23 protein-coding genes and 1 riboswitch are annotated in these 23,235 nt (G+C 72.2%); of the genes, 10 read left to right on the top strand and 13 right to left on the bottom strand.

What is annotated here, in order from left to right; all coding sequences use genetic code 11:
* Nucleotides 1-25 precede the first annotated feature (25 nt).
* Entirely contained in the window at nucleotides 26-751 is a 726-nt protein-coding gene (locus ACFYL6_RS14135) for a DUF3800 domain-containing protein (protein WP_387171109.1), read from the top strand.
* Nucleotides 752-850: 99 nt separating this feature from the next.
* Here the strand turns inward: ACFYL6_RS14135 and ACFYL6_RS14130 are convergent, their stop codons facing one another.
* Together ACFYL6_RS14130 and ACFYL6_RS14125 are read right to left on the bottom strand one after the other, a co-directional pair.
* Complete coding sequence (locus ACFYL6_RS14130; protein ID WP_387171107.1) at nucleotides 851-1,714, bottom strand: cytochrome c oxidase assembly protein; 864 nt, start codon at nucleotides 1,712-1,714, stop codon at nucleotides 851-853.
* Nucleotides 1,711-2,193, bottom strand: a complete 483-nt coding sequence (locus tag ACFYL6_RS14125; RefSeq protein WP_387171105.1) for a DUF2243 domain-containing protein — start codon at nucleotides 2,191-2,193, stop codon at nucleotides 1,711-1,713. Before ACFYL6_RS14125 ends, ACFYL6_RS14130 begins: the two co-directional genes overlap by 4 nt.
* 207 nt (nucleotides 2,194-2,400) lie before the next feature.
* On the opposite strand from ACFYL6_RS14125, the gene ACFYL6_RS14120 reads away from it, so the two are divergent.
* From ACFYL6_RS14120 to ACFYL6_RS14105, 4 genes are all read left to right on the top strand, one after another.
* Nucleotides 2,401-3,663: a DUF2786 domain-containing protein gene (locus ACFYL6_RS14120; RefSeq protein ID WP_387171103.1), complete on the top strand. Its 1,263-nt coding sequence runs from the start codon at nucleotides 2,401-2,403 to the stop codon at nucleotides 3,661-3,663.
* Nucleotides 3,664-3,810: 147 nt separating this feature from the next.
* On the top strand, nucleotides 3,811-4,167 hold the full coding sequence (locus tag ACFYL6_RS14115) for a YciI family protein (RefSeq protein ID WP_387171194.1): 357 nt from the start codon (nucleotides 3,811-3,813) through the stop codon (nucleotides 4,165-4,167).
* Complete coding sequence (locus ACFYL6_RS14110) at nucleotides 4,164-5,411, top strand: RNA polymerase sigma factor (protein WP_387171101.1); 1,248 nt, start codon at nucleotides 4,164-4,166, stop codon at nucleotides 5,409-5,411. Before ACFYL6_RS14115 ends, ACFYL6_RS14110 begins: the two co-directional genes overlap by 4 nt.
* A 97-nt stretch (nucleotides 5,412-5,508) precedes the next feature.
* Entirely contained in the window at nucleotides 5,509-6,153 is a 645-nt protein-coding gene (locus tag ACFYL6_RS14105; RefSeq protein ID WP_387171099.1) for a class I SAM-dependent methyltransferase, read from the top strand.
* 47 nt (nucleotides 6,154-6,200) lie between these two features.
* Here the strand turns inward: ACFYL6_RS14105 and ACFYL6_RS14100 are convergent, their stop codons facing one another.
* The 7 genes from ACFYL6_RS14100 to ACFYL6_RS14070 all read right to left on the bottom strand — a co-directional run bounded on the left by ACFYL6_RS14100 (nucleotide 6,201) and on the right by ACFYL6_RS14070 (nucleotide 12,250).
* The gene (locus ACFYL6_RS14100; protein WP_387171097.1) at nucleotides 6,201-7,661 is read right to left on the bottom strand and encodes an alpha/beta hydrolase; all 1,461 of its coding nucleotides are present in this window, start codon (nucleotides 7,659-7,661) and stop codon (nucleotides 6,201-6,203) included.
* A 123-nt stretch (nucleotides 7,662-7,784) separates the two neighbouring features.
* Nucleotides 7,785-8,054: a hypothetical protein gene (locus tag ACFYL6_RS14095; RefSeq protein WP_387171095.1), complete on the bottom strand. Its 270-nt coding sequence runs from the start codon at nucleotides 8,052-8,054 to the stop codon at nucleotides 7,785-7,787.
* On the bottom strand, nucleotides 8,051-8,398 hold the full coding sequence (locus tag ACFYL6_RS14090; RefSeq protein ID WP_124818380.1) for an ArsR family transcriptional regulator: 348 nt from the start codon (nucleotides 8,396-8,398) through the stop codon (nucleotides 8,051-8,053). Before ACFYL6_RS14090 ends, ACFYL6_RS14095 begins: the two co-directional genes overlap by 4 nt.
* Before the next feature lie 165 nt (nucleotides 8,399-8,563).
* Nucleotides 8,564-8,737, bottom strand: a complete 174-nt coding sequence (locus ACFYL6_RS14085) for a CsbD family protein (RefSeq protein WP_036390803.1) — start codon at nucleotides 8,735-8,737, stop codon at nucleotides 8,564-8,566.
* Between the two features lie 83 nt (nucleotides 8,738-8,820).
* Nucleotides 8,821-11,067 carry a heavy metal translocating P-type ATPase gene (locus tag ACFYL6_RS14080; protein ID WP_387171093.1) on the bottom strand — a complete coding sequence of 749 codons (2,247 nt, stop codon included), beginning with the start codon at nucleotides 11,065-11,067 and terminating at the stop codon, nucleotides 8,821-8,823.
* A 12-nt stretch (nucleotides 11,068-11,079) separates the two neighbouring features.
* Nucleotides 11,080-12,027, bottom strand: coding sequence for a hypothetical protein (locus tag ACFYL6_RS14075; protein WP_387171091.1), 948 nt, complete (start codon nucleotides 12,025-12,027; stop codon nucleotides 11,080-11,082).
* Between the two features lie 13 nt (nucleotides 12,028-12,040).
* The gene (locus ACFYL6_RS14070; protein WP_387171090.1) at nucleotides 12,041-12,250 is read right to left on the bottom strand and encodes a heavy-metal-associated domain-containing protein; all 210 of its coding nucleotides are present in this window, start codon (nucleotides 12,248-12,250) and stop codon (nucleotides 12,041-12,043) included.
* 95 nt (nucleotides 12,251-12,345) lie between these two features.
* Between ACFYL6_RS14070 and ACFYL6_RS14065 the strand changes: the two genes are divergently transcribed.
* From ACFYL6_RS14065 to ACFYL6_RS14055, 3 genes are all read left to right on the top strand, one after another.
* Nucleotides 12,346-12,642 (top strand): metal-sensitive transcriptional regulator, encoded by a 297-nt coding sequence (locus ACFYL6_RS14065; RefSeq protein ID WP_030329541.1) that lies wholly within the window; start codon nucleotides 12,346-12,348, stop codon nucleotides 12,640-12,642.
* Between the two features lie 300 nt (nucleotides 12,643-12,942).
* A complete protein-coding gene (locus ACFYL6_RS14060) occupies nucleotides 12,943-14,313 on the top strand; it encodes a YibE/F family protein (RefSeq protein WP_387171088.1) in 1,371 nt (456 codons plus the stop codon).
* Nucleotides 14,314-14,479: 166 nt separating this feature from the next.
* A riboswitch (cyclic di-AMP (ydaO/yuaA leader) is annotated at nucleotides 14,480-14,610 on the top strand.
* A gap of 4 nt (nucleotides 14,611-14,614) precedes the next feature.
* Nucleotides 14,615-15,634, top strand: a complete 1,020-nt coding sequence (locus ACFYL6_RS14055; protein WP_387171086.1) for a coiled-coil domain-containing protein — start codon at nucleotides 14,615-14,617, stop codon at nucleotides 15,632-15,634.
* A 56-nt stretch (nucleotides 15,635-15,690) separates the two neighbouring features.
* On the opposite strand, the gene ACFYL6_RS14050 is transcribed toward ACFYL6_RS14055, so the two are convergent.
* Nucleotides 15,691-16,428 (bottom strand): carbonic anhydrase, encoded by a 738-nt coding sequence (locus ACFYL6_RS14050; protein WP_387171084.1) that lies wholly within the window; start codon nucleotides 16,426-16,428, stop codon nucleotides 15,691-15,693.
* A gap of 227 nt (nucleotides 16,429-16,655) precedes the next feature.
* Here ACFYL6_RS14050 and ACFYL6_RS14045 point away from each other — a divergent pair, with 227 nt between their 5' ends.
* Complete coding sequence (locus tag ACFYL6_RS14045; RefSeq protein ID WP_387171082.1) at nucleotides 16,656-16,991, top strand: helix-turn-helix transcriptional regulator; 336 nt, start codon at nucleotides 16,656-16,658, stop codon at nucleotides 16,989-16,991.
* Between the two features lie 51 nt (nucleotides 16,992-17,042).
* Nucleotides 17,043-18,272, top strand: coding sequence for a type VII secretion-associated serine protease mycosin (gene mycP, locus ACFYL6_RS14040; protein ID WP_387171080.1), 1,230 nt, complete (start codon nucleotides 17,043-17,045; stop codon nucleotides 18,270-18,272).
* A 100-nt stretch (nucleotides 18,273-18,372) separates the two neighbouring features.
* Here the strand turns inward: mycP and ACFYL6_RS14035 are convergent, their stop codons facing one another.
* The 3 genes from ACFYL6_RS14035 to eccCa all read right to left on the bottom strand — a co-directional run bounded on the left by ACFYL6_RS14035 (nucleotide 18,373) and on the right by eccCa (nucleotide 23,156).
* Entirely contained in the window at nucleotides 18,373-18,651 is a 279-nt protein-coding gene (locus tag ACFYL6_RS14035) for a WXG100 family type VII secretion target (protein WP_030329555.1), read from the bottom strand.
* Nucleotides 18,652-18,676: 25 nt separating this feature from the next.
* Nucleotides 18,677-18,985: a WXG100 family type VII secretion target gene (locus ACFYL6_RS14030; RefSeq protein WP_030329557.1), complete on the bottom strand. Its 309-nt coding sequence runs from the start codon at nucleotides 18,983-18,985 to the stop codon at nucleotides 18,677-18,679.
* A 205-nt stretch (nucleotides 18,986-19,190) separates the two neighbouring features.
* Entirely contained in the window at nucleotides 19,191-23,156 is a 3,966-nt protein-coding gene (gene eccCa, locus ACFYL6_RS14025) for a type VII secretion protein EccCa (protein WP_387171078.1), read from the bottom strand.
* Nucleotides 23,157-23,235: the final 79 nt, after the last annotated feature.

Below are 23,235 nucleotides of genomic sequence, written 5' to 3'. Positions count from 1 at the left end.
TGTAGCGGCGTCCTATCCTTTGTGGGTGCTGCTCACCTATTTGGACGAGTCGTACACCGACCGGTGGTACTGGATGGGCGCACTGATGGTCCCCGACAACGTGGCCATCCCATTGAGCACCGCACTCGACGAGGTCGTGCTCAACGCGGCGAAGGCGTACGGCGTCAACGCGGAGTCCGAGCTGCACGGGTACGACCTGTTCCAGGGGCGGGCGCACTGGAGTGGGTTGCCGCCCCGTGCCCGTGTCGCCGTCTACAACGCCGCGATGAAGGCCATCGGCGCGCACGACGTGACGATCATTCTGCGCGGAGTCGACCGCCACGGCCTCGCTCGCCGTTATGCCTCCCCGAAACCTGCCCACGAGGTGGTGCTGTCGCATCTCCTGGAGCGTGTTGATGGGTATGCCGCAATGCGGGAGGAACTCGCTCTGGTCATCGCCGACGAGGTGGACAACCCGGCGACCCACCGCTCTGACCTGAGTCGCTACCGCGTCGGTGGCACCGGGGGCTATCGATCACGACGGCTCACCCGGATCGTCGACACGTTGCACTTCGCGCCGTCGCACGCCTCGCGGCTGGTGCAGGCCGTGGACCTCGTGACCTTCCTGTATCGCCGGATGGCCAACGGCACGGGTCACGATCCACGCGAGGCGGCGGCGAACGAGAGGCTTTGGTCCTGGGTCGAGCAACGGCGGTACCACTCATGGTGCTGGTCGCCCACGGCCCGCCAGATGCACGAAGGGCCCGCGTGAGCGGGCCCTAAGGCGGCTGCGGGAACTCTCGAGAGAGCCTCCTGCATCACCTAGGTTAGCAGCGGTTTGTGCGCCACGCACAAACCGCCATGGTGTTGATCAGGAGTTTTGCGTCAGGGAATCGCCTTCGGGTGACGCAAACTTCTTGATCAACGGAGTTGGGGACGGGGACGGAGTTGGGGACGGGCGGGGGCGGCGGGAGTGGTACCAGGTGGCGAAGAGGGCTGCCGCCAGGAGCAGTTCGGCCAGGTCGCCGCCGTAGTACATGAGTTGGGCGGCCGAGCGGAACGCTTCCGGGTCCCGGTCGGTGAGGCCGGGCGGGAGGGTGTCGGCCTGGGCGTACAGGTACTTGGCCAGCACGGCGTGGCCGGCTGACGCGGCCAGTAACGCGCCGACCCGTACCGCCAGTCCCGGGCGGCGCGGTGCCGGGTCCGGCCCGGCCAACGACCAGGCGAAGAGGTACCCGGCGGCCAGGTAGTGCAGGTGCACGGCGTGATGCAGGACGGGTTGCCGTTCGGCCGCCGCGTACAGCGGCGTGAGCAGCACCACCGCCAGCCCGCCGGTGGTCAGCAGCGCGGCGGTGACCGGGTGGGCGAGCAGGTGCAGCGGGCGGGAGCGCAGCAGCCGGCCGACCGCCCGGCGTACCGGTGGCGGTGCGACGTGCAGCAACAGCGTCACCGGGGCGGCGAGCACCAGCCCCAGCGGGGCCAGCATGCCGAGCAGCAGGTGCTGCGCCATGTGTCCGCGTGGGTCGTCGGTGAGTTGGGCGAGTGGCCCGACGGCGACCGCCAGCAGGCCGCAGCCGACCAGCCAGGAGGCGGTGCGCCGGTGGTCCCAACCCCGGGGGTCGCGGACGGCCGCCAGCACGTAGCCGACCGCCAGCAACGCGACCGGGAACAGCGGGAACCAGGTCGGCCCGGCCGTGCCGTGCCCGGCGTGCGCCAGCGGCACGGCCACCGTCATCGGGCGTCCACGCCGGGCCGGCGGGACCGGGCCCACCACAGGACAGCGACGCCGGCCAGCAGCAGCACCGCGCCGGCCACGTTCCAGACCACGTCGTACGGCACCAGGTGGACGCCGTAGCGGATCTGGTGCAGCCGGAGCACCTTGTGGTCGACGAGTCCGTCGAAGAGCTGGAATCCTCCGGCGCCGAGCAGGAAGCCACCCCAGGCCAGCCGGCTCGACAGGGCACGGCGCCGACGCAGGTCGGCGAACCAGAAGAACCCACCGACCAGGGCGATCACCTCGGCGGCGTGCAGCAGCCCGTCCGAGAGCAGCGCCACCGAGGGGGTGGAGCGGTCGTAGAAGTGGTGCCAGGCAAGGAGTTGGTGGAAGACGATCTCGTCCACCGCAGCCATGATCGCGATGCCGATCAGGACGCCGACGAGGATGGAGGACCGAACGTCGGCGGTACGTGCCCTCGGCGGGCTCGAATCGACCACCACACACCTCGCAGTCAGCTCGGACAGGTCGCAAATACCCCGAACCGCATGAAACATTCGCGGCCAGACCGGCCAGACCAGCGAGACCGAGGGTCGGTGACATCCCCGTTTCGTGACTCCCGGGCCACGGGCGGCATGATCATGGAGCCTGGAGGGGCAGCGAACGCCAGCTCCCCAGAAGGACGAGATCCCGAGAAGGAGGTGCCCGTGCCGGACGCGGACGAACTCGTCGCCAACGCGCTCGCGGCGGTGCGCGGCACTGACGTACGGCAGGCCGAACGGCAGCTGGACCAACTGATGGTCGGCACCGGCGCCGCGGACGGCACCACGGCGGTGGACGCGGCGCTGCTGCGTCGCCTGGTCCGCGGCCTGGGCCGGCTGTGGCCGCGCGGCTGGCAGCCGGTGGACGTGGACCGGATCACCGGTCGACGGCTCGACGCCCGCGCGGCCCGGCTGGTCCGTGCCGCGATGGCCGCCCAGCGGCGCGACCAGGCCGAGCCGGTCCCGGCCTGGTGGGACGACCAGCTGCGCGAGCTGGCGGCCACCGAGGGCGGTGCCGACCGGAGCGTGCTGACCGGCTGGGCCACCCGGGAGGGTCTGGACCGGGCCGACGCGCTCCGCGCGGCCGTGGACATCCTCGCGCTGGTGGAGAGCCTGCCGCCGATCGCGGTGCTGCGCCCACCGCCGGGCACGAGCGGCGCGGCACTGCCCCGCACGGCCGGTTCGGCTCGCAGCGGGTCACCGATGCTGGACCGGGTACGGGCGCTGCTGGCCAAGGCCGAGTCGACCACCTTTCCGGCGGAGGCGGAGGCGCTGACCGGAAAGGCCCAGGAGCTGATCGCCCGGCACAGCATCGACGAGGCGCTGCTGGCCGCCGGTTCGGAGCGTGGGGACCTGCCCGGCGGGGTACGCCTGAGCACCGACGCCCCGTACGCGGGCGCGAAGGCGCTGCTGGTGCAGGAGGTGGCGGCGGCGAACCGGTGTGAGGCGGTCTGGTCCGACGATCTCGGCTTCGCCACCGTGCTGGGTTGGCCGGCCGATCTGGTGGCGGTGGAGTTGCTCTACACGTCGCTGCTGGTCCAGGCCACGGCGGCGATGCTGCGCGGGCGTGCCGAGCGCCGGCCGGGGTCGGGGCGGCGGACGAAGGTCTGGGACGAGTCCTTCCTCAACGCGTTCGCGCTGCGGATCGGCGAGCGGCTGCGGACGGCCACCGAGGCGGCGACCGAAGCGGCGGACCAGGCGACGGCCGAGACGGCCGGGGCGGAACGGCTGTTGCCGGTGCTCGCGGCGCGGGGTGAGGCGGTCCGGGAGCGGCTGGACACGCTCTTCCCCGGCGTCACCCGGCACCGGCTCAGCGTGCGCGACGCCGAGGGTTGGTCGTCCGGCACCTCGGCCGCCGACCGGGCGTCGCTTGACGTCGGCGGCGGCCGGAAGCCCCGGCAGGTGCCCGGCCGACCCGATCCGCGCTGAACGGTCCGGCGTGGGACCACCCCCGGCGGACATTTCTGGGTTTTTCTTCGGTACGCGGTAGGGATCGGGGGAACCGCTCCGACCCTCCGGTGAGCCGCGCCCCGCTCGGGGTGCGGCCAGAGCCTGAGGAGCATCGCCGTGAAGTACATGCTGCTGATCTGGAACCGGCCCGGCTTCACCGATGAGCTGAGTGAGCAGGAGCGCACCGCCCTCTTCGGTGACGTCGACGAGATCATGAAGGAGCTGACCGAGAGCGGCGAGCTGATCGGCGGCCAGGCGTTGGCCAACCCGTCGCAGACGATGACGGTCCGGCTCGTGGACGGGAGTCCTGAGCTCCTCGACGGCCCGTTCATGGAGAGCAAGGAGCAGTTCGCCGGTTACCTGGCCGTCGAGTGCGACAGCCCGCAGCGGGCCGCCGAGATCGCCGCCCGCTGGCCGGACGTCCGGTACGGCGGCGCGATGGAGGTCCGCCCGATCATGGACGAGGCCGGGACGGAGATGTGACCGAGGACCGGACGGTCGAGGAGCTGCTGCGCACGTTCGCGCCGCAGGTCCTCGGCCTGCTGGTCCGCCGGTACGGACAGTTCGACAGGTGCGAGGACGCGGTGCAGGAGGCCCTGCTCGCTGCCGCGACGCAGTGGCCCGGGCAGGGGGTACCGGACAATCCGCGCGCCTGGTTGCTCACCGTGGCCACCCGCCGGCTCACCGACGAGTGGCGCAGCGAGAGCGCGCGCCGGGACCGCGAGCTGGCGGTGGCGCGACGCGAGCCGGCGTACGCCGGGGTGGCGCCGGCGGCGGACGCGGAGCCGGCCGTTCCGGACGACGACGACACCCTCAGGCTGCTGTTCCTCTGCTGTCACCCGGCGCTGCCCGGATCGGCGCAGGTGGCGCTCACCCTGCGGGCCGTCGGTGGTCTCAGCACCGCCCAGATCGCCCGGGCGCACCTGGTGCCCGAGGCGACGATGAGTCAACGGATCCGGCGGGCCAAGCAGCGGGTCGAGGCCGCCGGGGCCCGGTTCACCATGCCCGGGCCGGCCGAGCGGGACGAGCGGCTGGGAACGGTGCTGCGGGTGCTCTACCTGATCTTCAACGAGGGCTACACCGCGTCCAGTGGCCCGGACCTGCACCGGGCCGAGCTGACCGGTGAGGCGATCCGGTTGGCTCGCATCCTGCGCGGGCTGTTGCCCGACGACGGCGAGGTGGCCGGACTGCTGGCGCTGATGCTGCTGACCGACGCGCACCGGGCGGCCCGGGTGGGGCCGGACGGGGAGTTGGTGCCGCTGGCCGAGCAGGACCGCTCGCGGTGGGACGCCGCCGCCATCGCGGAGGGGGTCACGCTGATCACCGAGGCGTTGACCTGGTCGCCGCCCGGCCCGTACCAACTCCAGGCGGCGATCGCCGCCGTGCACGCCGAGGCGTCGACGGCGGCCGAGACGGACTGGCGGCAGATCGTCGCGCTCTACCGGCTGCTGGCCCGGGTCGCGCCGAACCCGATGGTCACCCTGAACCAGGCGGTGGCGGTGGCCATGGTGGACGGGCCCCGGGCCGGGCTCGCCCTTCTCACGCCGTTGGACGCCGACGAACGCACGGCCGTGCACCACCGGCTGGCCGCCGTACGGGGTCACCTGTTGGAGCTGGCCGGGGAGGTCGGCGCGGCGCGGGAGGCGTACCTGGCCGCGGCGCGGGGCACCACGAGCCGGCCCGAGCAGCGGTACCTGGAGGTGCGGGCGGCCCGGTTGACCGGGTAGGGGTGACGACCGTCGCCTTGCCATTTCGGCAACAATCTTTGCGCATCGCCCGGTCGCCGGTCACAGTCGGGGCCGACGCGCGAAGGAGCAGGCACAGATGACCGAGCAGCACGAGTTCGACAAGGACTACTGGGAGCGGCACTGGCACCAGGCGCACCACGACCGCCCCGGCGCGATGAGCAACTCTCCCGCGCACCCGTACCTGGCCCGGGAGACCGGCGCTCTGGTGCCGGGTTCCGCGCTGGACGCCGGGTGTGGTGCCGGTGCCGAGGCGATCTGGCTCGCCTCCCACGGCTGGCAGGTCACCGCTGTCGACATCGCACCCGTCGCCCTCGCCCGGGCCGCCGAACGCGCGACGGAGAGCGGGGTGTCCGAGCGGGTGCGGTGGGTGGAGGCGGACCTGACGGCCTGGGCTCCGGAAACGCGGTTCGACCTGGTCACGACGCACTACGCGCACCCCGCGATGCCGCAGTTGGCCTTCTACGACCGCGTCGCCGGGTGGGTGGCCCCCGGTGGCACCCTCCTGATCGTCGGGCACCTGCACAGCTCGGAAGCGATCGGGGACGGACACGGACATGGGCACCACCCGCCCGACGAGGCGTCGGTCACTCTCGCGGACATCACCGCCGGCCTGGACGGCGCCAGCTGGGAGATCATCACCGCCGAGGAACAGCGCCGCACGGTGCCGGGCCGGGAGATCCCGCTGCACGACGTGGTCGTTCGCGCGGTCAGACGCCCCTGAGCACACCGCTGCCGACCGCCGGGCGGCCCGGCGGTCGGCAGCGGCGGTCACACCTCGGGTTCGACGGCCGGGCAGCTGGCGCCCCGGGCGGGCACCACCCGATCGATCAGGTAGGAGTCGACAGCTCGTTGCACACACGGGCTGCTGCTGTAACTGCCGTGCCCCCACCCCGGGTAGGTGAGCAGCGCGCCGTGCCGGCCCAACTGTCGCGCCACGTTGCGCGCCCAGCCGTAGCCGCTGGCCGGGTCGTGCACGGTGGCGGCGATCAGCAGCGGCACGTCGGTGCGGACCCGTAGCCGGTGCTGCGGGTTGGCGACCGGCGTCGGGGTGCCCAGGCAGGTGACCAGCGCGAACAGCGCCGGCGGGTAGCGCAGGTCCGGCGCGAGCCGGGCCACCCGGCGCAGATGTCCGGCGTACTCGCGGTAGTCGCGCACCGGCAGGCTCCAGTCCTGGCAGAAAACCGCGAAGGGGTACGGAGCCACGGCCTCGTCCGCGAGCGCGCGGGCGCTCGGCGTGGTGGCGGCACCCTCCAGTCGGACGACCCACTCGGCCAGCCCCGGCCACCGCCACGTGTCGTAGAGCTTCTTGTGGGCGAGGCGGCTCAGCTCGAACGGGGCGAGTGCGGCCCCGGCCTGGTCCGGGTCGGTCAGTGAGCCACGCTCGGCCCGCGCGTGCAGCCCGGCCCAGATCGCCCGGAAGTCCCGATCGTGCAGGGCACAGGACGTGGACCGGTCACACCAGGCAACGAACTCGTCGAACGCGCCCTCCGCGGTGGCGGCCTGGCTGTCGAGGAAGGCGCGGGTGCCGAGGCTGTGGTCCATCGCGGCCTCCAGCACCAGGGCCCGGACCCGGTCGGGGTACAGCTCGGCGTACCGCTGCCCGAGCAGGGTGCCGTACGAGCTGCCGTGGAAGGTCAGCTGCCGTTCGCCGAGCGCGACGCGGACCGCGTCCAGGTCGCGGGCGGCGCTTGTGGTGTCGACGTGGTCGTAGAGCGCCCCGGTGCGGGCCCGGCAGTCGGCGCGCAGCAGCGCGTTGTTGGCCAGGACGGCATCGAACTGGGCCTGGTCGGCGATCAGCTGTGGTTGCCGGGCGAGCAGAGCCCGGGCACAGACCACCGGGTGGCTGTCGCCGGTGCCGCGGGGGTCGAAGCTGACGATGTCGAACCGGGCACGCAGGTCGGCGCTGAACCGGGAGCTGCCGTCCACCACCCGGTCGACCCCGCTGTCGCCCGGCCCGCCGGGGCCGAAGACCAGGGCGCCTTCCCGGGTGGCCGGGTCGGCGACCCGGCGGGCCAGCGACAGGTCGAAGCGCTCACCTCGGGGTCGGTTCCAGTCCACCGGCAGCGACAGGGTGCCGCACTCGGCGCTGCTGTCCTCGGCGCAGGGCCGCCAGTCGATCGTCGGGGCGGGCTGTGGTCGGGCGGCGGCCGGGCTCGCCGGGGTCAGGCCGGCGGCCGTGACGGCCAGGGCGACCGCCCAACCGACTGTGGATTTGCGTACGCGCAGCATGAGGTGCTGTCCTCTCCTCGAAGGAGCGTTGCCGGTGAAACTCGCCCACTGGGCGAGGTGATGCTGCTTCCACCCGGGCCGTCGAGTAGCCGCTCGACGGCCCGGGGACTCTCGTCCGCCGGGTCAGTCGACCTCGCGCAGCACGCGTTCGAGCGTGGTTATCCGGGTCTCCATCCCGCCCAGCCGGCCATCCATCGCCGCGAGCAGTCGGGTGTTCTCCGCCTGGGCCTGGGCGGCCGTCTCGGCGAGCCGGCGGTAGTCGTCCGCGCGGGCCGCCTCGTACCGGGCCCGCCGGGTCTTGGCGAATTGGACGACTGTCACCGTGACCACGCTGATCAGGAAACCGAAGATGCCTATCGCGCCGACCACCTCGGTCCAGTCGTGCTCGCTCATCGTTGTGCTCCTGGCTGCTCGCCCGAGTCGGGCACGGTAAGCGTCTCGACCGCAGCCGCGATGACCGCGGGGGTGAGTGTGAGCACGAACGGCTCCACCTCGTAGTAGTTCATGGCCTTCCCGTCCTCCGACAACTCCAGGCGGGCGGTGACCAGCCCGGCCGCCGCCAGCTTCCGTAGGTGGACCTGCAACAGCGCCCGGCTGATGCCCAGTTGCCGGGCCAGCCCGCTGACGTACGCACGCTCGCGGGCCAGCGCGGCGACGACCCGCAGCCGGTGCGGGTTGGCCAGGGTGGCCAGCACCCGGACCAGATCGTCGCCGGTCGGCGGTGGAGCGGTGCTCATAACCAGCCCTTGCACATGCCAAGGAAAGTTAGCAGGTGTCGTCGTGCTGCGGTGAGGCGGAGAGCGGAATCAGGGGGATCTCAGGGTCGACGAAAGAGGCCGGACACACAGCACGCCGGGCCGGTGATGATCACCGGCCCGGCGTGCGGGTTACGTCGTCGTACGTCAGCTCTTGAAGGCGTCCTTGATCTTCTCGCCCGCCTGCTTGAGCTTGGCGGTGGACTGGTCAGCGCGACCCTCCGCCTCCAGCTGCTCGTTGTCGGTGGCCCGACCGGCGCCTTCCTTCAGCTTGCCGGTCGCGTCCTCGGTGGCGTTGTTGATCTTGTCGTCGATACCCATTGCCAACCTCCATTGCAAGCATTGCAAGCTTCGCTACGACCACAGAGGTACCCCCGTCGTCACCGGCCCAACCATTACCGTCGTCACAGATCGGCGGCGACCGGACGAAAGCGACGCAGGCGCAGGCTGTTGGCCACCACGAAGACCGAGGACAGCGCCATCGTGGCGCCCGCGATCATCGGGTTGAGCAGCCCGGCGGCGGCCAACGGCAGCGCCGCCACGTTGTAGCCGAACGCCCAGAACAGGTTGCCCCGGATGATGCCGAGCGTGCGTCGGGACAACCGGATGGCGTCCACCGCGGCGTCCAGGTCGCCCCGGACGAGGGTGAGGTCGGCCGCCTCGATCGCCACGTCGGTGCCGGTGCCCATGGCCAGCCCCAGGTCGGCCTGGGCCAGCGCCGGGGCGTCGTTGACCCCGTCACCGACCATCGCCACCGACCGCCCCTCGGCCTGGAGCCGCTTGATCACGTCGACCTTTCCGGCCGGCAGCACCTCGGCGATCACCTCGTCGACGCCGACCTCGGCGGCGACCGCGCGAGCCACTGTGGTGTTGTCCCCGGTCAGCAGGACCGGGGTCAGCCCCAGCCCGCGCAGCCGAGCCACCGCCGCCCGGCTGGTCGGCCGGACCACGTCGGCGACCGTGAGCACGCCCCGGGCCCGCCCGTCCCAACCGGCAACGATGGCCGTACGGCCGGCGGCCTCCGCGTCACGCACGGCCCACTCGATCTCCGGCGGTACGTCGATCTCGTGCTCGTGCAGCAGCCGGACGCGGCCGACCAGGACGGCCCGGCCGTCGACCGTGCCGGTCACCCCCAGCCCTTCCAGGTTGCCGAAGGCGGCCACCGGGGGCAGCGCGCCCGCGTCGGCGGCAGCGGCGGCGACCGCACGGGCGATCGGGTGCTCGGAGGCGGCCTCCACCGCCCCGGCCACCCGGAGCAGCTCGGCCCGATCCACGCCGCTGGCCGGCACCACGTCCACCAGCGTCATCCGGCCGGTCGTCACCGTGCCGGTCTTGTCGAGCACCACGGTGTCCACCCGGCGGGTCGACTCCAACACCTCCGGGCCCTTGATCAGCACGCCGAGCTGGGCGCCCCGACCGGTGCCGACCAGCAGCGCGGTCGGGGTGGCCAGGCCGAGCGCGCACGGGCAGGCGATGATCAGCACGGCCACGGCGGCGGTGAACGCGGCGGTCGGGCCGGCCCCGGTGCCGAGCCACCAGCCGAGCGTGCCGACGGCGAGGGTGATGACGATCGGTACGAAGACACCGGAGATCCGGTCCGCCAGTCGCTGCACGGCCGCCTTGCCGCTCTGCGCCTGCTCGACCAGGTCGGCCATCCGGGCGAGCTGGGTGTCCGCGCCGACCCGGGTGGCGGTGACGATCAGCCGTCCACCGGCGTTGATCGTGGCGCCGACCACACCGTCGCCCGGGGCGACCTCGACCGGCACCGACTCACCGGTGAGCATGCTGGCGTCGACCGCGGAGGTGCCCTCCTCGACCACCCCGTCGGTGGCGATCTTCTCCCCGGGGCGGACCACGAACCGGTCACCGACGGCGAGCCGGTCCACCGGGATCAGGGTCTCCACGCCGTCGCGCAGGACCGCCACGTCCTTGGCGCCGAGGTCGAGCAGGGCGCGCAGGGCGGCGCCGGCGGTGCGCTTGGACCGGGCCTCGAAGTAGCGACCGGCCAGGATGAACACGGTGACCCCGGCGGCCGCCTCCAGGTAGATGTTGCCGGCGCCGTCGGTCCGGGTGATGTCGAAGCGGAACGGGTGCGTCATCCCGGGCATCCCCGCGTCACCGAGGAAGAGCGCCCAGAGCGACCAGCCGAACGCGGCCAGGGTGCCGAGCGACACCAGGGTGTCCATGGTGGCCGCGCCGTGCCGCAGGTTGGTCCAGGCGGCCCGGTGGAACGGCAGCCCACCCCAGACCACCACCGGGGCGGCCAGGGTCAGCGACAGCCACTGCCAGTAGTCGAACTGCCAGGCCGGGACCATGGCCAGCAGGACCACAGGCACGCTCAGGGCCACCGAGACCCAGAGCCGGGTACGCGGCCCCCGCAACGGGTCCACCGGAGCTTCCGCGCTGGGCGGGGCCGGCAGCGCCGCCGTGTAGCCGGTCTTCTGCACGGTCCCGATCAGGTCGTCCGGCGTGACGCCATCGGCGTACCGGACGGTCGCCTTCTCGGTGGCGTAGTTGACGGTGGCGCTCACCCCGTCCATCCGGTTGAGCTTCTTCTCGATCCGGGCGGCGCACGCGGCGCAGGTCATCCCGCCGATCGCCAGTTCGATCCGGTTGGGTGCCTCGGGCAGCGGTCTGCTGGTGGTGGTCATCGTCTGGTCCCGTCAGTTGTGTCCGTGCCCGGGGGTGCCGTGGTCGGCCCCGCCGGTCGGCGCGGGCCCGCTCGGGGTGGGGGCGGTTGCGGTCGGTGCGGCGCCGGCGACCACTGTGAACTCGGCGGTGTGCACCCGCCCGCCGTGTTGGAAGTCGAGGTAGAGCCGATAGCTGCCCGCCGAGGGCACCTCGGCGAGGAAGGTGACGGCCGGACCGGGCCGGGTGCGCCCATCGCCGGGCGTGCCGTCCGGGTGCACGTGCAGGTACGCCAGATCACCCCGGCGCAGCGCCACCAGGTGCCCGTACGCGCCCAGGTAGGGCTCCAGGTCGGTGACCGGTCGCCCGTTCCGGCTGACGGTCAGGGTCAGCGACGACGTGCGGCCGGGCTGCGGCGCTCCGGTCAGGGTGACCGTGTAGCCGTCGACGGTGGTGCTGGTCGCCGGGGCGGGCAACGGCTGTTCGGTCAGCTCACCGGGGACGGTCACGTCCACGCCGAGGGTCAGCGGCTCGCCTCCGGTCGGCGTGAAGTCCGCGAACGCCCGCCACTGCCCGGGGCCGGTCAGCGGGGTGTCGACCCGCCAGGTGCCGTCCGGGGCGAGCTCGGGGTGGACGTGACGGAAGCCGGAGAGGTCCCGCCGGGCGACGATCAGGTGCATCCGCTTGTCGTGCGCCACCTCGTAACGGGTGACCGGGCGGCCGTCCGGGCCGGCGATCCGGAAGGCGAACTCGCCGGCCGGGGCGTCGACCCGTTCGAGGCTGTAGCCGCGCTCGGAGACGAGCAGCCCGCCGGGAAGCCGGTCGGCCGTACCGCCCCGCTCGTCCGCCGCCGGGATGGCGGCAGCGTCGTGCCGGCCCTCGACCACCGGGGTGCGGTCGACGACCCGGCCGACCCCGTAGGTCGCGCCGAAGACCGCCGCCAGGCCGACGGCGAACCCGGCCAGTCTCGTCACCGTACGCACGCCGGCCCTCCGATCACGCGTCGACGAGGTCGTAGCCGGCCTCGTCGACGGCGGCCCGGACAACCGCGGTGTCCAGCGGCTGGTCGCTGCTGACGGTGACCCGGCCGGCGGCGAGGTCGACCTGGACGTCACGCACGCCCGCGATGGCGCTGACCTCGGCGCTCACCGCGCTGACGCAGTGCCCACAGGTCATGCCCTGCACCTGATACGTCGTGTTGACCATCGGAGCGTCTCCTTTACGGTACCGGTACCCGGTGGGGGTATCTCATCCGGACACGACCGTACCATACCCCCTGGGGGTACGCTATCCTGGTCGACATGACCGCACCCACCCCGATCCGCGGATACACCGCCAGCAAGGACCAACTGCTCGCGCGGCTCCGCCGCGTCGAGGGGCAGGTCCGGGGCATCGAGAAGATGGTCGACGACGACCGCTACTGCATCGACGTGCTCACCCAGATCTCCGCGATCCAGGCCGCCCTCGACAAGGTGGCCCTGGGGCTGCTCGACGGGCACGCCCGGCACTGCATGCACGAGGGCGCCGCCGAGGGTCGGGCCGACGAGATGGCCACCGAGATGATGGCGGCGGTCGGCCGGCTCATGAAGCGCGGCTGACGGGCCGGGGTCCGCCACGCGGGCGGTTCGACCGCCCGACACTCCGCCACGACCTGCGACCCTCGGGTGGGCTGGCTAGCATCTCCCACGATGGCCCTCCGTATGCCGCTGCACAGTCGGGCACCGGCGCCGCCGCGACGTGGCGTCGCCCCCGGCCGACCGGGCCGAACACTGACCGTCCGTGATCAAGTGGTGATCAGGCAGCGATCCCCCCCCGCCGTTCGCCGCGTTTCCACCGAAACGGTGAACCGCCCGGCACGCTGACCCGTACCCCGCACCGGATCGTTGGGAGTTCTCGCCTTGGCCGCCGACCACACTCACCCCGCGCCGTCCGCCCCACCACGGGTGCGACGGATCCTCGTCGTGACTGTGGTACCCCTCTTCGTCGCCACAGTGCTCGCCGCGGCGCTGCTCTGGCCGCGCGGCGGGTCACCGCAGACCGATGGTGGTGCGGACGTGCCGCGCCACCCCGGCACGGTCACCCGGGTGGTGAGTGAGCCGTGCCCGCCGGTGCCGTCGGTTCCCGAGGGCACACCGAGGGTCGGCGAGGGGCGGTGCGGCACGGTCGACGTCCGGGTGGACGACGGGCCGGCCGCCGGCCAACAGGTACGGACACCGGTGCCCGACGGGCCCGGCGCGCCCCGGGTCGAGGTCGGTGACGAGGTCATCCTGGTCGAGCTGGCCGATCCCACCGATCCCACCACCAGCAACTGGAACATCGCCGAGCACCAACGCGGCACCCCGATGGTGTGGCTGGCGGTGGTCTTCGCGGCCGCGATCGTCGCGTTCGGTCGGTGGCGGGGTCTGGCCGCGCTCGCCGGGCTGGCCGCCAGCTTCGCCATCCTGCTCACCTTCGTGTTGCCGGGCATCGGCGCCGGCAGGTCGCCACTGCTGGTGGCGGTGGTCGGCGCGGCCCTGATCATGTTCGTGGTGCTCTATCTGACGCACGGGGTCACCGCGCAGACCTCGGTCGCGGTGCTCGGCACCCTGGGCAGCCTGGTGCTGACCGGCGTGCTCGCCACCATCGCCACGGCCGCGACCCACCTCACCGGCTTCGGCAGCGAAGACGCCACCACCCTGTCGATGTTCCAGGGCGACGTGGACCTGCACGGTCTGCTGCTCGCCGGGATCATCATCGGGTCGCTCGGGGTGCTCGACGACGTGACGGTCACCCAGGCCGCCACCGTCACCGAGCTGGCCAACGCCAACCCCGGGCTGACCCGGTTGCAGCTGTACCGGGCGGCCACCCGGGTCGGCCGCGCGCACATCGCCTCCACTGTCAACACCATCGTGCTGGCGTACGCGGGCGCGTCACTGCCCCTGCTGCTCCTGCTCACCGCCGACTCGCGGCCGATCGGGCAGATCCTCACCAGTGAGTTCCTCGCGCAGGAGATCGTCCGCAGCGCGGTCGCCACCCTCGGTCTGATCGCCGCCGTACCGCTGACCACCGGGCTGGCCGCGGTGGTGACCGCCGCCGGGCGCACCGAGGCCACGCCGTCCACCGACGCTCCCGCGCCCCGGCCCCAGCCGGACCGCACGGAGGCACTGGCCGCACTCAGCTCACCGCGGAAGGCCGGCTCCGACGAGCCGGACCGGACGCGGCCCGCACCCCCATCCGAGGCCACCGACCGGTGGCCGGAGTCGAACAGGAGCACGGATACGGCATGGTGACACTCCTCAGCGTGACCAGATCGGGCATCCACCCTGAGAACCGCGTCACTGGTCACTCAACGCTATGGCGAAATGACGCTTTTGGTCGGCATCCAGGCGTAGCTCACCCGGTCGACTCTCGGGTAACCTCGCTGCCGGTTACCGATGAAGGCGCGAAGCGGCGCCTGCGGTGCCACCGCCCAATCGCCAGCCGGCGAGCCGGGGACCCAGGTACCTGGGGTGAATCCGCGTCAGCGGTAGGGGCCACTTCCGCCCCGAACCCGTCAGCTAACCCGGTCGGCGGTCGACGGAAGGGAACATTGTGACGGCACCCCTACGCCGCTGGATGACACCCGTGGTGGCCGTGATCGCCGCACTGACCGTGCTCGCCGGGCCCCTCCCGGCCCACGCCGCCCCGACGACCCCCACACCGTCCGGGCACGAGGAGGACGGCGAACCCAAGCTGCTCAACGATGTCATCGAGCAGGCCAACCGCGACTACTCCGCCGCCAAGTCCAAGCTGGACAAGTCAAAGAAGCGGCAGGGCGAGTTGGCCGCAGAGGTCGACCGGGCCAAGGCCGACCTGGACGCGTTGGCCCCGCAGGTCGGGCAGATCGCCGCCCAGGCGTACCGGACCGGCCGGATCGGCGCGGTCGCGATGCTGCTGGAGAGCGAAGCTCCCGACTCGTTCGTCCGGCGCGCCGGGATGCTCGACGAGATGAACATGGTCAACGAGAAGAAGCTCTCCGAGGTCAACGAGGTGAAGGCCCGCGCCGAGCAGGCGAAGCTCGCCCTCGACACGGAGGTCCGGGAGCAGCAGAAGCAGACCGCCCTGATGGCCAAGCGGAAGAGCGAGGCCGACAAGGCGCTCTCCCTCGTCGGTGGAAAGGGCTTCACCGGCGGCCTGGTGGACGCCACCTCACCGGTCGCGAAGATCGGCCCGGGTCGCACCGCCGACGGTGACTGGAAACCCCAGTCGTGCAGCGAGAACGACCCCACCACGTCCGGCTGCATCACGCCACGCACGCTGCACGCGTACAAGGAGGTCAAGCGGGCCGGCTTCAACCGGTTCGTCGGCTGCTACCGCCCCGGCGGGCCGTGGGAGCACCCGAAGGGCCGTGCCTGCGACTGGTCGCTGCAGAAGAGCGGCTTCTCCCCCTGGCACAACGAGGACACCCGGACGTACGGCAACAACGTCGCCGCGTTCCTCATCCGTAACGCCGACCGGCTCGGCATCTACTACGTGATCTGGAACCGGCAGATCTGGTTCCCGGCCACCGGCTGGAGTTCGTACAGCGGGCCGTCGAACCACACCGACCACGTCCACATGTCGCTGCTCTGACCCGCACGATCACCGTCGAGGGCCGTTCCGCGTGACGCGGAGCGGCCCTCGTCGCGTCAGACGGTGGCAGGCGCGGCCGGGTCGGTCGACTCGGGCGATCCGGCCGGGGTGTCCAGCGTCGCGAAGCCAGCCGGCACGGCGGCCACCTGACGTACCGCTCCGGCGGCCAGCCGGTAGGACACCCCCACCACCGCGCACCGCCCCCGCGCCACCTCGTCGGCCAGCACGGAAGACTGCCCGAGCAACGTCTCGACGGTCTGTGCGATGTGGATGTCGACGATGCCGTCGATGTCATCCACGCCCTCGGCATCGGCCCGACGCAGGCTGGGCAGCACGGCGTCGACCACGGCGCGCAGATGCCCGCTCGGCGCGGTACCGGTGGCGGCGGCCTCCCGGGCGGCCTGCACCGCACCGCACGAGTCGTGGCCGAGCACCACCACCAGCGGAGTGCCGAGCACGGTCACCGCGTACTCGACGCTGCCGAGCACCTCGGGGCCGGTGGTGTGCCCGGCCGTGCGGACCACGAACAGGTCGCCGAGCCCCCGGTCGAAGATGATCTCGGCGGCCAGCCGGGAGTCGGAGCAGCCGACGATCACCGCGAACGGGTGTTGCCCGTCGGCCACGGCGGCCCGGTGCTCGGCATCCTGGTTGGGGTGGCGTGGGGCGCCACCGACGAAGCGCCGGTTGCCGGCGATCAGCTCGGCGTACGCACGGGTCGGCTCGCTGAGCGCGGTGGCCCGGTCGGTGGTCCGCTGCGGACCCGGCTGACCGCCGGAGCTCCCGGTATGACTCATCCCGCACCTCGTCTCGACGCATCTGGCCTGGTCAAGCCGGCTTTCCGCCGGCCGGGCGGGCGGGCGCTGGCTCGTGCTCCACCGTCACACGCACCGTAAGATGCGTCAAGGTATGCGTGATTTAAATTTCATACGTTGACTCCGGCCGCCCCCTGGGCAACCTTCCCCGGGCAGGGCGGACAAGACTCTCGTGAGGGCAGGCGGACATCCGGAAAGGCGGTCACACGATGGCGAGCACCGTGACGGGCGACACCGGCGGCGGACGGAACTGGACGTTCCTCACCAACCACGGGCACGTCCTGCTGGCCATCGCCCGCGATCCGACCGCCCGGCTGCGCGACGTCGCGGCCGAGGTCGGAGTGACCGAACGGGCCGCGCAGGCGATCGTCGCCGACCTGGAGGCGGGCGGCTACCTGCACCGCACCCGGGTCGGGCGACGCAACGAGTACACCCTCAACCCGGCCGGCCGGTTCCGGCACCCCGCCGAGGCCGACCGGCAGGTCGGCGACCTGCTCGCGCTCTTCGCCGACACTCCCACCTCGAAGGCGTCCCCCCGGGCCTGACCCTGGTCACCGGGGGCCGCCGCCCGACGGTCACGGCGGTAACCTTTGCCGGTGCGCGAATGCCCGCCGTTGAGCGCGACCCCGTCCCGCCGTGCCCTTCGCGGCGTCCTCAGTGGAGCGCTGGCGGCCCTGCTCGGCGCCGGCCTGGTGGCACCCTCTCCCGCGACCGCCGCGCCGCCCCTCTGCGGTCCCTCCGGCACCGAGAACCTGACCCAGCTGCCGTGGGCGCTACGCCGGCTGGAGCCGTCCTCGGCGTGGCCGCTGTCCCGGGGCGCCGGGGTCACGGTGGCCGTGATCGACTCCGGAGTCTCCGCCGCCCACCCGCTCCTCAAGGGCCAGGTTCTCGAGGGTCGCGACTTCAACGGCCTGCCGGCCCGGCAGGGCCAGTGCGACGAGGCCGGGCACGGCACGCTGATCGCCGGCATCATCGCGGGCCGGGAGGGCACGGTCGTCCCCTTCAGCGGCATCGCCCCGGCTGCCCGCATCCTGCCGATCCGGGTCCTGCCGCAGCTCGGAGAGGTCAGCAACCCGCAGCTCCCCGCGCAGATCGCGGCGGCCATCGACTGGGCGGTCGACCAGGGCGCCGACGTGATCAACCTGTCCCTGACGACGATTCCCCGCCCCGAACTGACGGCGGCCGTCGAGCGCGCGCTGGCCAAAGGGGTGGTGCTGGTCGCCGCCGCGGGCAACCGGACCGAAGACTCCCAGAACCGGCCGGGCTACCCGGCCGCGTACCCCGGGGTGATCGCGGTCGGTGGGGTGGACGAGCAGGGCGGCCACGTCGGCACCTCGATCAGCGGCGACTACGTCGACATCGCCGCACCGGGGATGAACATCGTCGGGCCAGCGCCCGGAAACACCGGCTACCGCACCGTGCCGGAGGGCGGCACCAGTTACGCCGCCGCGTACGTCTCGGGAGTGGCCGCGCTGGTCCGGGCCGCCTACCCGGGTCTCAACCCGCAGCAGGTCGCGGATCGGCTGAAACGCACCGCGGACAACCCACCGGAGGGTCAGAACGCCGACATCGGCCACGGGATGGTCAACCCCTACCGGGCGGTGTCGAGCCTGCTCGGCACCCGGGCGAACCCGCCCGCCGGTGCGCTCCCGGCCCCCGCCGTACGGGACGACCCGCTGAGCTGGCAGCGCCCCGCCGCGATCTGGGCGGCGGTCATCGGCGCTCTGCTCGCCGGGCTGCTGCTGGTCGCGCGACCGATCATGGCCCGGGGCCGTCGACGCGACTGGCGCCCCGGCCGACGCACCGACGCGCCAACCGCCGGCTGAGCGGCGCACCGCAGCGCCGCCGCCTACGCCTACGCAGAACCGCCAACACGGAGCGGCTCCGGGCCGGACGAACCGGACCGGAGCCGCTCGTGCGAATGCCTCAGCTCCACACCTTGGAGTTGCTCATCTCCGTGGTGAGGTAGTTTTCGCGGGCGATGCCCACGGCACCGCCGATCTCGTTCAGGATCCGGTTGATGTCCCGGACCGCCGCGTCCCACTTCGCCTGGTGCTGCTCGTAGGCAACCCGGTCCTCGCCGTCCCAGTGCAGCTTGGTCAGCATCGACCGCAGCGTGTCAAGCTTTTCCTCGAGGGTCTTCGAGATGGCCTGCATCTGCTGGTTGCTGCTCTCGAGGACCGCATAGTCAACTTTGATCGTCACGATTTCCTCCTCTGCCGGCTGCGGATCACGGGTTGAGAGCAGAGTGGAACTTGTCCAGCATCTGCTGCTGCTCTTCGTCGTTGACCTGGTGCGTCGTACCCGACTTGTCGAGCAGGTCAGCGATGCTGTCCATCGCCGTCAGCAGTTTGACGGTGTCCTCGTTCCAGCGCGTCATCAGCGACTGGAAGCCCGTGGACGCCTGACCCTTCCACGCGATGGCCAGGTCGTCGACCACGTTCCACAGCTTCTTCAGCTCGCCGTCGACCTCGCTGCGCGTGGACCGCACGTCACTCGCGGCGGTATGCAGAGTCGCAGCTTCGACCTCGAACGCCATGCTTCACACCCTTCCGTCTGTTGTGGTGGCGGCTTCGCCGCACCCTCCCCCGCGGCAAGGCAGCAACACCCCACCGACGGACACTCCTGTGAAGACCGTAGCGGAACCTGTCCAGCCCTCGCAGCCCTGACCGGTGACGTTCGATGGATGGTGGTGAATCGGGCCGAGACGGCCCACCACCCCCCTACCGAACGGTCGACCTCGCTCAGGCCGGCTCGGACCAGGCGGTCTGAATCAGCTGCTGGCCATCGCGTCGGCGAACCAGGGTGCCCCGGCCGGGCGGTTGCGGGCTCGGTCGCAACGTGCCGAAGACCGCGCCCTCCTCCCGGTTGCCGGACATCAGCAGGCCGGGCGAGTCCAACTCGCGCAGCCGTTGCAGCACCGGCTCGTAGAGCGCCCTGGACACACCGCCGACCCGGCGCGTGACGATCAGGTGCAGACCGATGTCGCGGGCCTGCGGCAACAGCTCCTGCAGGGCGCTGAGCGGGTTGCTGCCGCCGGAGGCCACCAGGTCGTAGTCATCCACCAGGATGTACAGGTCCGGACCCTTCCACCAGCTCCGATCGCGCAGCTGGGCGGTGGTCACGTCCGGGCCGGGCAGGCGGTTGGAGAGCGCGCTACGGATCGACCCGAGCCCCTGGGCGAACGCCTGGTTCGACGGGGCGTAGTCGAGCAGGTGGTCACCCTCCACCGCGCCCAGCAGGCCACGCCGGTAGTCGGCGATCACCAGCCGGGCCTGCGCCGGGGTGTACCGCTCGGTGATCCCCCGGGCGATCAGACGCAGCAGGTTGGTCTTGCCGCACTCCGCGTCGCCGAAGACCGTCAGGTGCGGCTCGTTGGCCAGGTCCAGGTAGACCGGCGCGAGCGCCGACTCGTTGACACCGATCGGGAGCCCCGGTGCCGACCGGTCGATGATTCGGGCCAGCTCCGCCACCGGCAGCCGGCGCGGCAGCAACCGCACCTTCGGCGCGGGGCGACCCGGCCAGTTCGCCGCCACGTGCCCGGCCAGGGCCAGCGAGGCCTCGCTCAGATCGTCGATGTCGCGACGACCGTCGATCCGCGAGATGGCGGTGAGGAAGTGCAGCTTGTCCCGGGTCAGGCCCCGACCGGGCGACTTCTCCGGCACGTTGTTCGCGGCGCGGCGGTCGATCTCGGACTCCGACGCGTCGCCGAGGCGCAGCTCCAACTTGGTGCCGAGCAGATCCCGCATGTTGATCCGGATCTCCGCCCACCGCACGGCGGTGAGCACCACGTGCACACCGAAGCCGAGGCCCCGGTTGGCCAACGTGGTGATGGTCTGCTCCAACTCCTCGTACTCCTGGCGCAGCGTGTTCCACCCGTCCACCACCAGGAACACGTCGCCGAACGGGTCGTCCGCGAACTCACCCGCGGCGCGGCGACGGCGGTAGCTCGCCACCGAGTCGATGCCGTGCTGGGCGAAACGACCCTCCCGCTCGTCCAACACGGCGACCACCTCGGCCACCGTCCGGCGGACCGCCTCGACGTCGCGTCGACCGGCCACCCCGGCCATGTGCGGCAACCGCTCCATGCTGCGCAGCGCGCCCCCGCCGAAGTCCAGGCAGAAGAACTGCACCTCCCGTGGCGTGTGCGTGAGCGCCAGCGAGGCGAGCAGCGTACGCAGCATCGTGCTCTTGCCACTGAGCGACCGCCCGACGATGACCACGTTGCCGCCGGCCCCGGCCAGCTCGACCATCATCGGATCCCGGCGCTGCTCGTAGGGGCGGTCCACGACGCCGACCGGCACGGTCAGCCGCCCGCGCCCGGGCCAGGACGCGGTGCACAGCCCGTAGGTCGGGTCGACCGCCAGCGGGCCGAGCAGCTCACCCAGGCCCGGCGGGTCGGCCAGCGGCGGCAGCCACACCTGGTGGGCTGGGCGGCCCCGACCCTTGAGCTGGTCGATCAGCACGTCGAGCATCGCCACGGCCTTGCCGTCGGCCGGCTGCTCGGGCTCCGGGGCGGTGTCCACCGGCACCTGCGGGACCTGCACCGGCACGAAGTCGAGGCCGTACGGCACGATCCGCCGCTGCACCAGCGCCTGCGAGGCGGAGGCCTGCTGCCCCGGCGCCCGGTACGCCCCCGACACGTACGCGGCCCGGAACCGCAGCATCGTGCTGGTGTCCGTCTTCAGGTACCCGTGGCCCGGCGCGTTCGGCAGCTCGTACGCGTCCGGTACGCCGAGCACGATCCGGCTCTCCACCGCGGAGAACGTCCGCAGACCGATCCGGTACGACAGGTGCGTGTCCAGGCCCCGCAGCTTGCCCTCTTCGAGGCGCTGACTGGCCAGCAGCAGGTGCACGCCGAGGGACCGACCCAACCGGCCGATCATCACGAACAGGTCGATGAAGTCCGGTTTGGCGGCGAGCAGTTCGCTGAACTCGTCACAGATGATCAACAGGCTGGGCATCGGCGCCAGCGGCTCACCGGCCGAGCGCGCCTTCTCGTACTCGAAGCGGGAGACGTAGTTGCCGGCCGCGCGCAGCAGCTCCTGCCGGCGCACCATCTCGCCGGCGAGCGCGTCGCGCATCCGGTCGACCAGCGGCAGCTCGTCGGCCAGGTTGGTGATCACCGCGCTGGTGTGCGGCAGCGCCTCCAGCGAGGCGAAGGTCGCGCCGCCCTTGAAGTCCACCAGGACGAAGTTCAGTTCCTCCGACGAGTGGGTCACCGCCAGCGCGGCCACCACCGTACGCAGCAGCTCACTCTTGCCGGACCCGGTCGCGCCGATCACCAGACCGTGCGGGCCCATGCCCTCGTGCGCCGACTCCTTGAAGTCGAGTTCGACCACGTTGCCGTCCGGGCCGACACCAAGGGGGATGCGCAGCCGGTCCCGGTGGCCACGCGGACGCCAGGTGTTCTGCACGTCCACCGCCGCGGCGTCACCCACGCCGAGCAGGTCCGGCAGTTCCGTGCTGCGGGCCAACGGCTCGTCGCCACCGGTCTGCTGCTGGGAGAGCCGGAAGGGGGCGATCTGACGGGCCAGCCCCTCGGCGGCCTCGGCGCTGAGCCGGTCGGGCCGACCCAGCGTCGACGACGAGCTGCCCCGAACCAGATCGAGTGAGGTTCCGTCGCCCACGTCGAGGCAGAGCAGCCAGCGGCCAGCGTCGCGCGGCACAGTGCCGGAGAGGTCGATCACGGTGGCGCCGAGCAGCCCCGGGCCCACCAGCTGGCAGGTCGGTGAGATCTCCCCACCGTCGATCACCACGACCAAATGCGGGGCCGTGGTCAGAGGCTTCGCCTCCGGCGCGAACCGAGGCCGACCGGCCAGCTCGGCGGTGAGCGACGCCTCGGCCTCGGCCAGGCTGGCGAAGACCAGCCGGCGCGCGCCGGCCGCGTCCGTACGACCGCTGTGGTGGGCGTGCGGCAGCCACTTCACCCAACCCCAGGACGACTGCCGGTCGGGTGCGGCGACCACCGCGATCACCAGGTCGTCCGGTGCGTGGAAGGTGGCCAGCTGCCCCAGCGCCGCCCGGGTCAGGTCGAGCACGGGCTCGCGGTCGCCGCGCAGCACCACCCGACTGAACGCGCGCACCGACAGCGCCGTCGGCAGTTCCGGCACCGTCGAGTGTGCCCGGACGAACCGGCGGAGCGCGATGGCGCTCATCGGCTCCAGGTCCTCCACCGGCTTCGTCTCCGGCGGGACGATCTCCACGGCGAGCCGCTGCGGGCCGAGGGCGATCCGGGTCTCGCCGAAGTCGTCCTCTGTGATCCGCCGCTCCCAGAGTCGGCGGGACGCGGCGATCGACCAGAGCGCGTCGGGCTCCGGGTGCCGCCAGGCCATCGCCGCCCGCTGCTGCTCGGCGGCACGCCGGGTGCGCTTGCGCATCTGAGCCAGGTAACGCATGTAGTCGCGGCGGTCGGCGTTCAGCTCGGCCTTGTCCTTGCCACCGCTGTTGGCCAGCGAACCGATCGCCATGCCGAGCATCGAGACACCGAACAGCCCACCGGCGACGTAGGTCATCATGCCGCCGCCCTTGCCGGCGTAGAGGAACGCCATGGCGCCGACCCCGCAGAACATCGGCAGGATCATGAGCAGCTGCCCCATCCCGCGGGGCGTCGGCTCGGGCAGCTCGGGAGGTGACTCCAGCAGCACCTCGCCGCGCGGTAAGGCCGGCCCCGGCTGACGCGGGAGCCGGCGGAACACCACCGTGCTCACGGCTGTCTCCTCCCCAGAAGCGGCCCTGATGACGTACGGCCCGCGGAACACCGCCCGTGGGTGGGCATCGTACGTGCCG

This window comes from Micromonospora sp. NPDC007208 (assembly GCF_042869175.1).
In the GTDB taxonomy this organism is placed as follows: Bacteria; Actinomycetota; Actinomycetes; order Mycobacteriales; family Micromonosporaceae; genus Micromonospora; species Micromonospora foliorum.
This window is presented reverse-complemented; position numbering and strand designations above follow the sequence as displayed.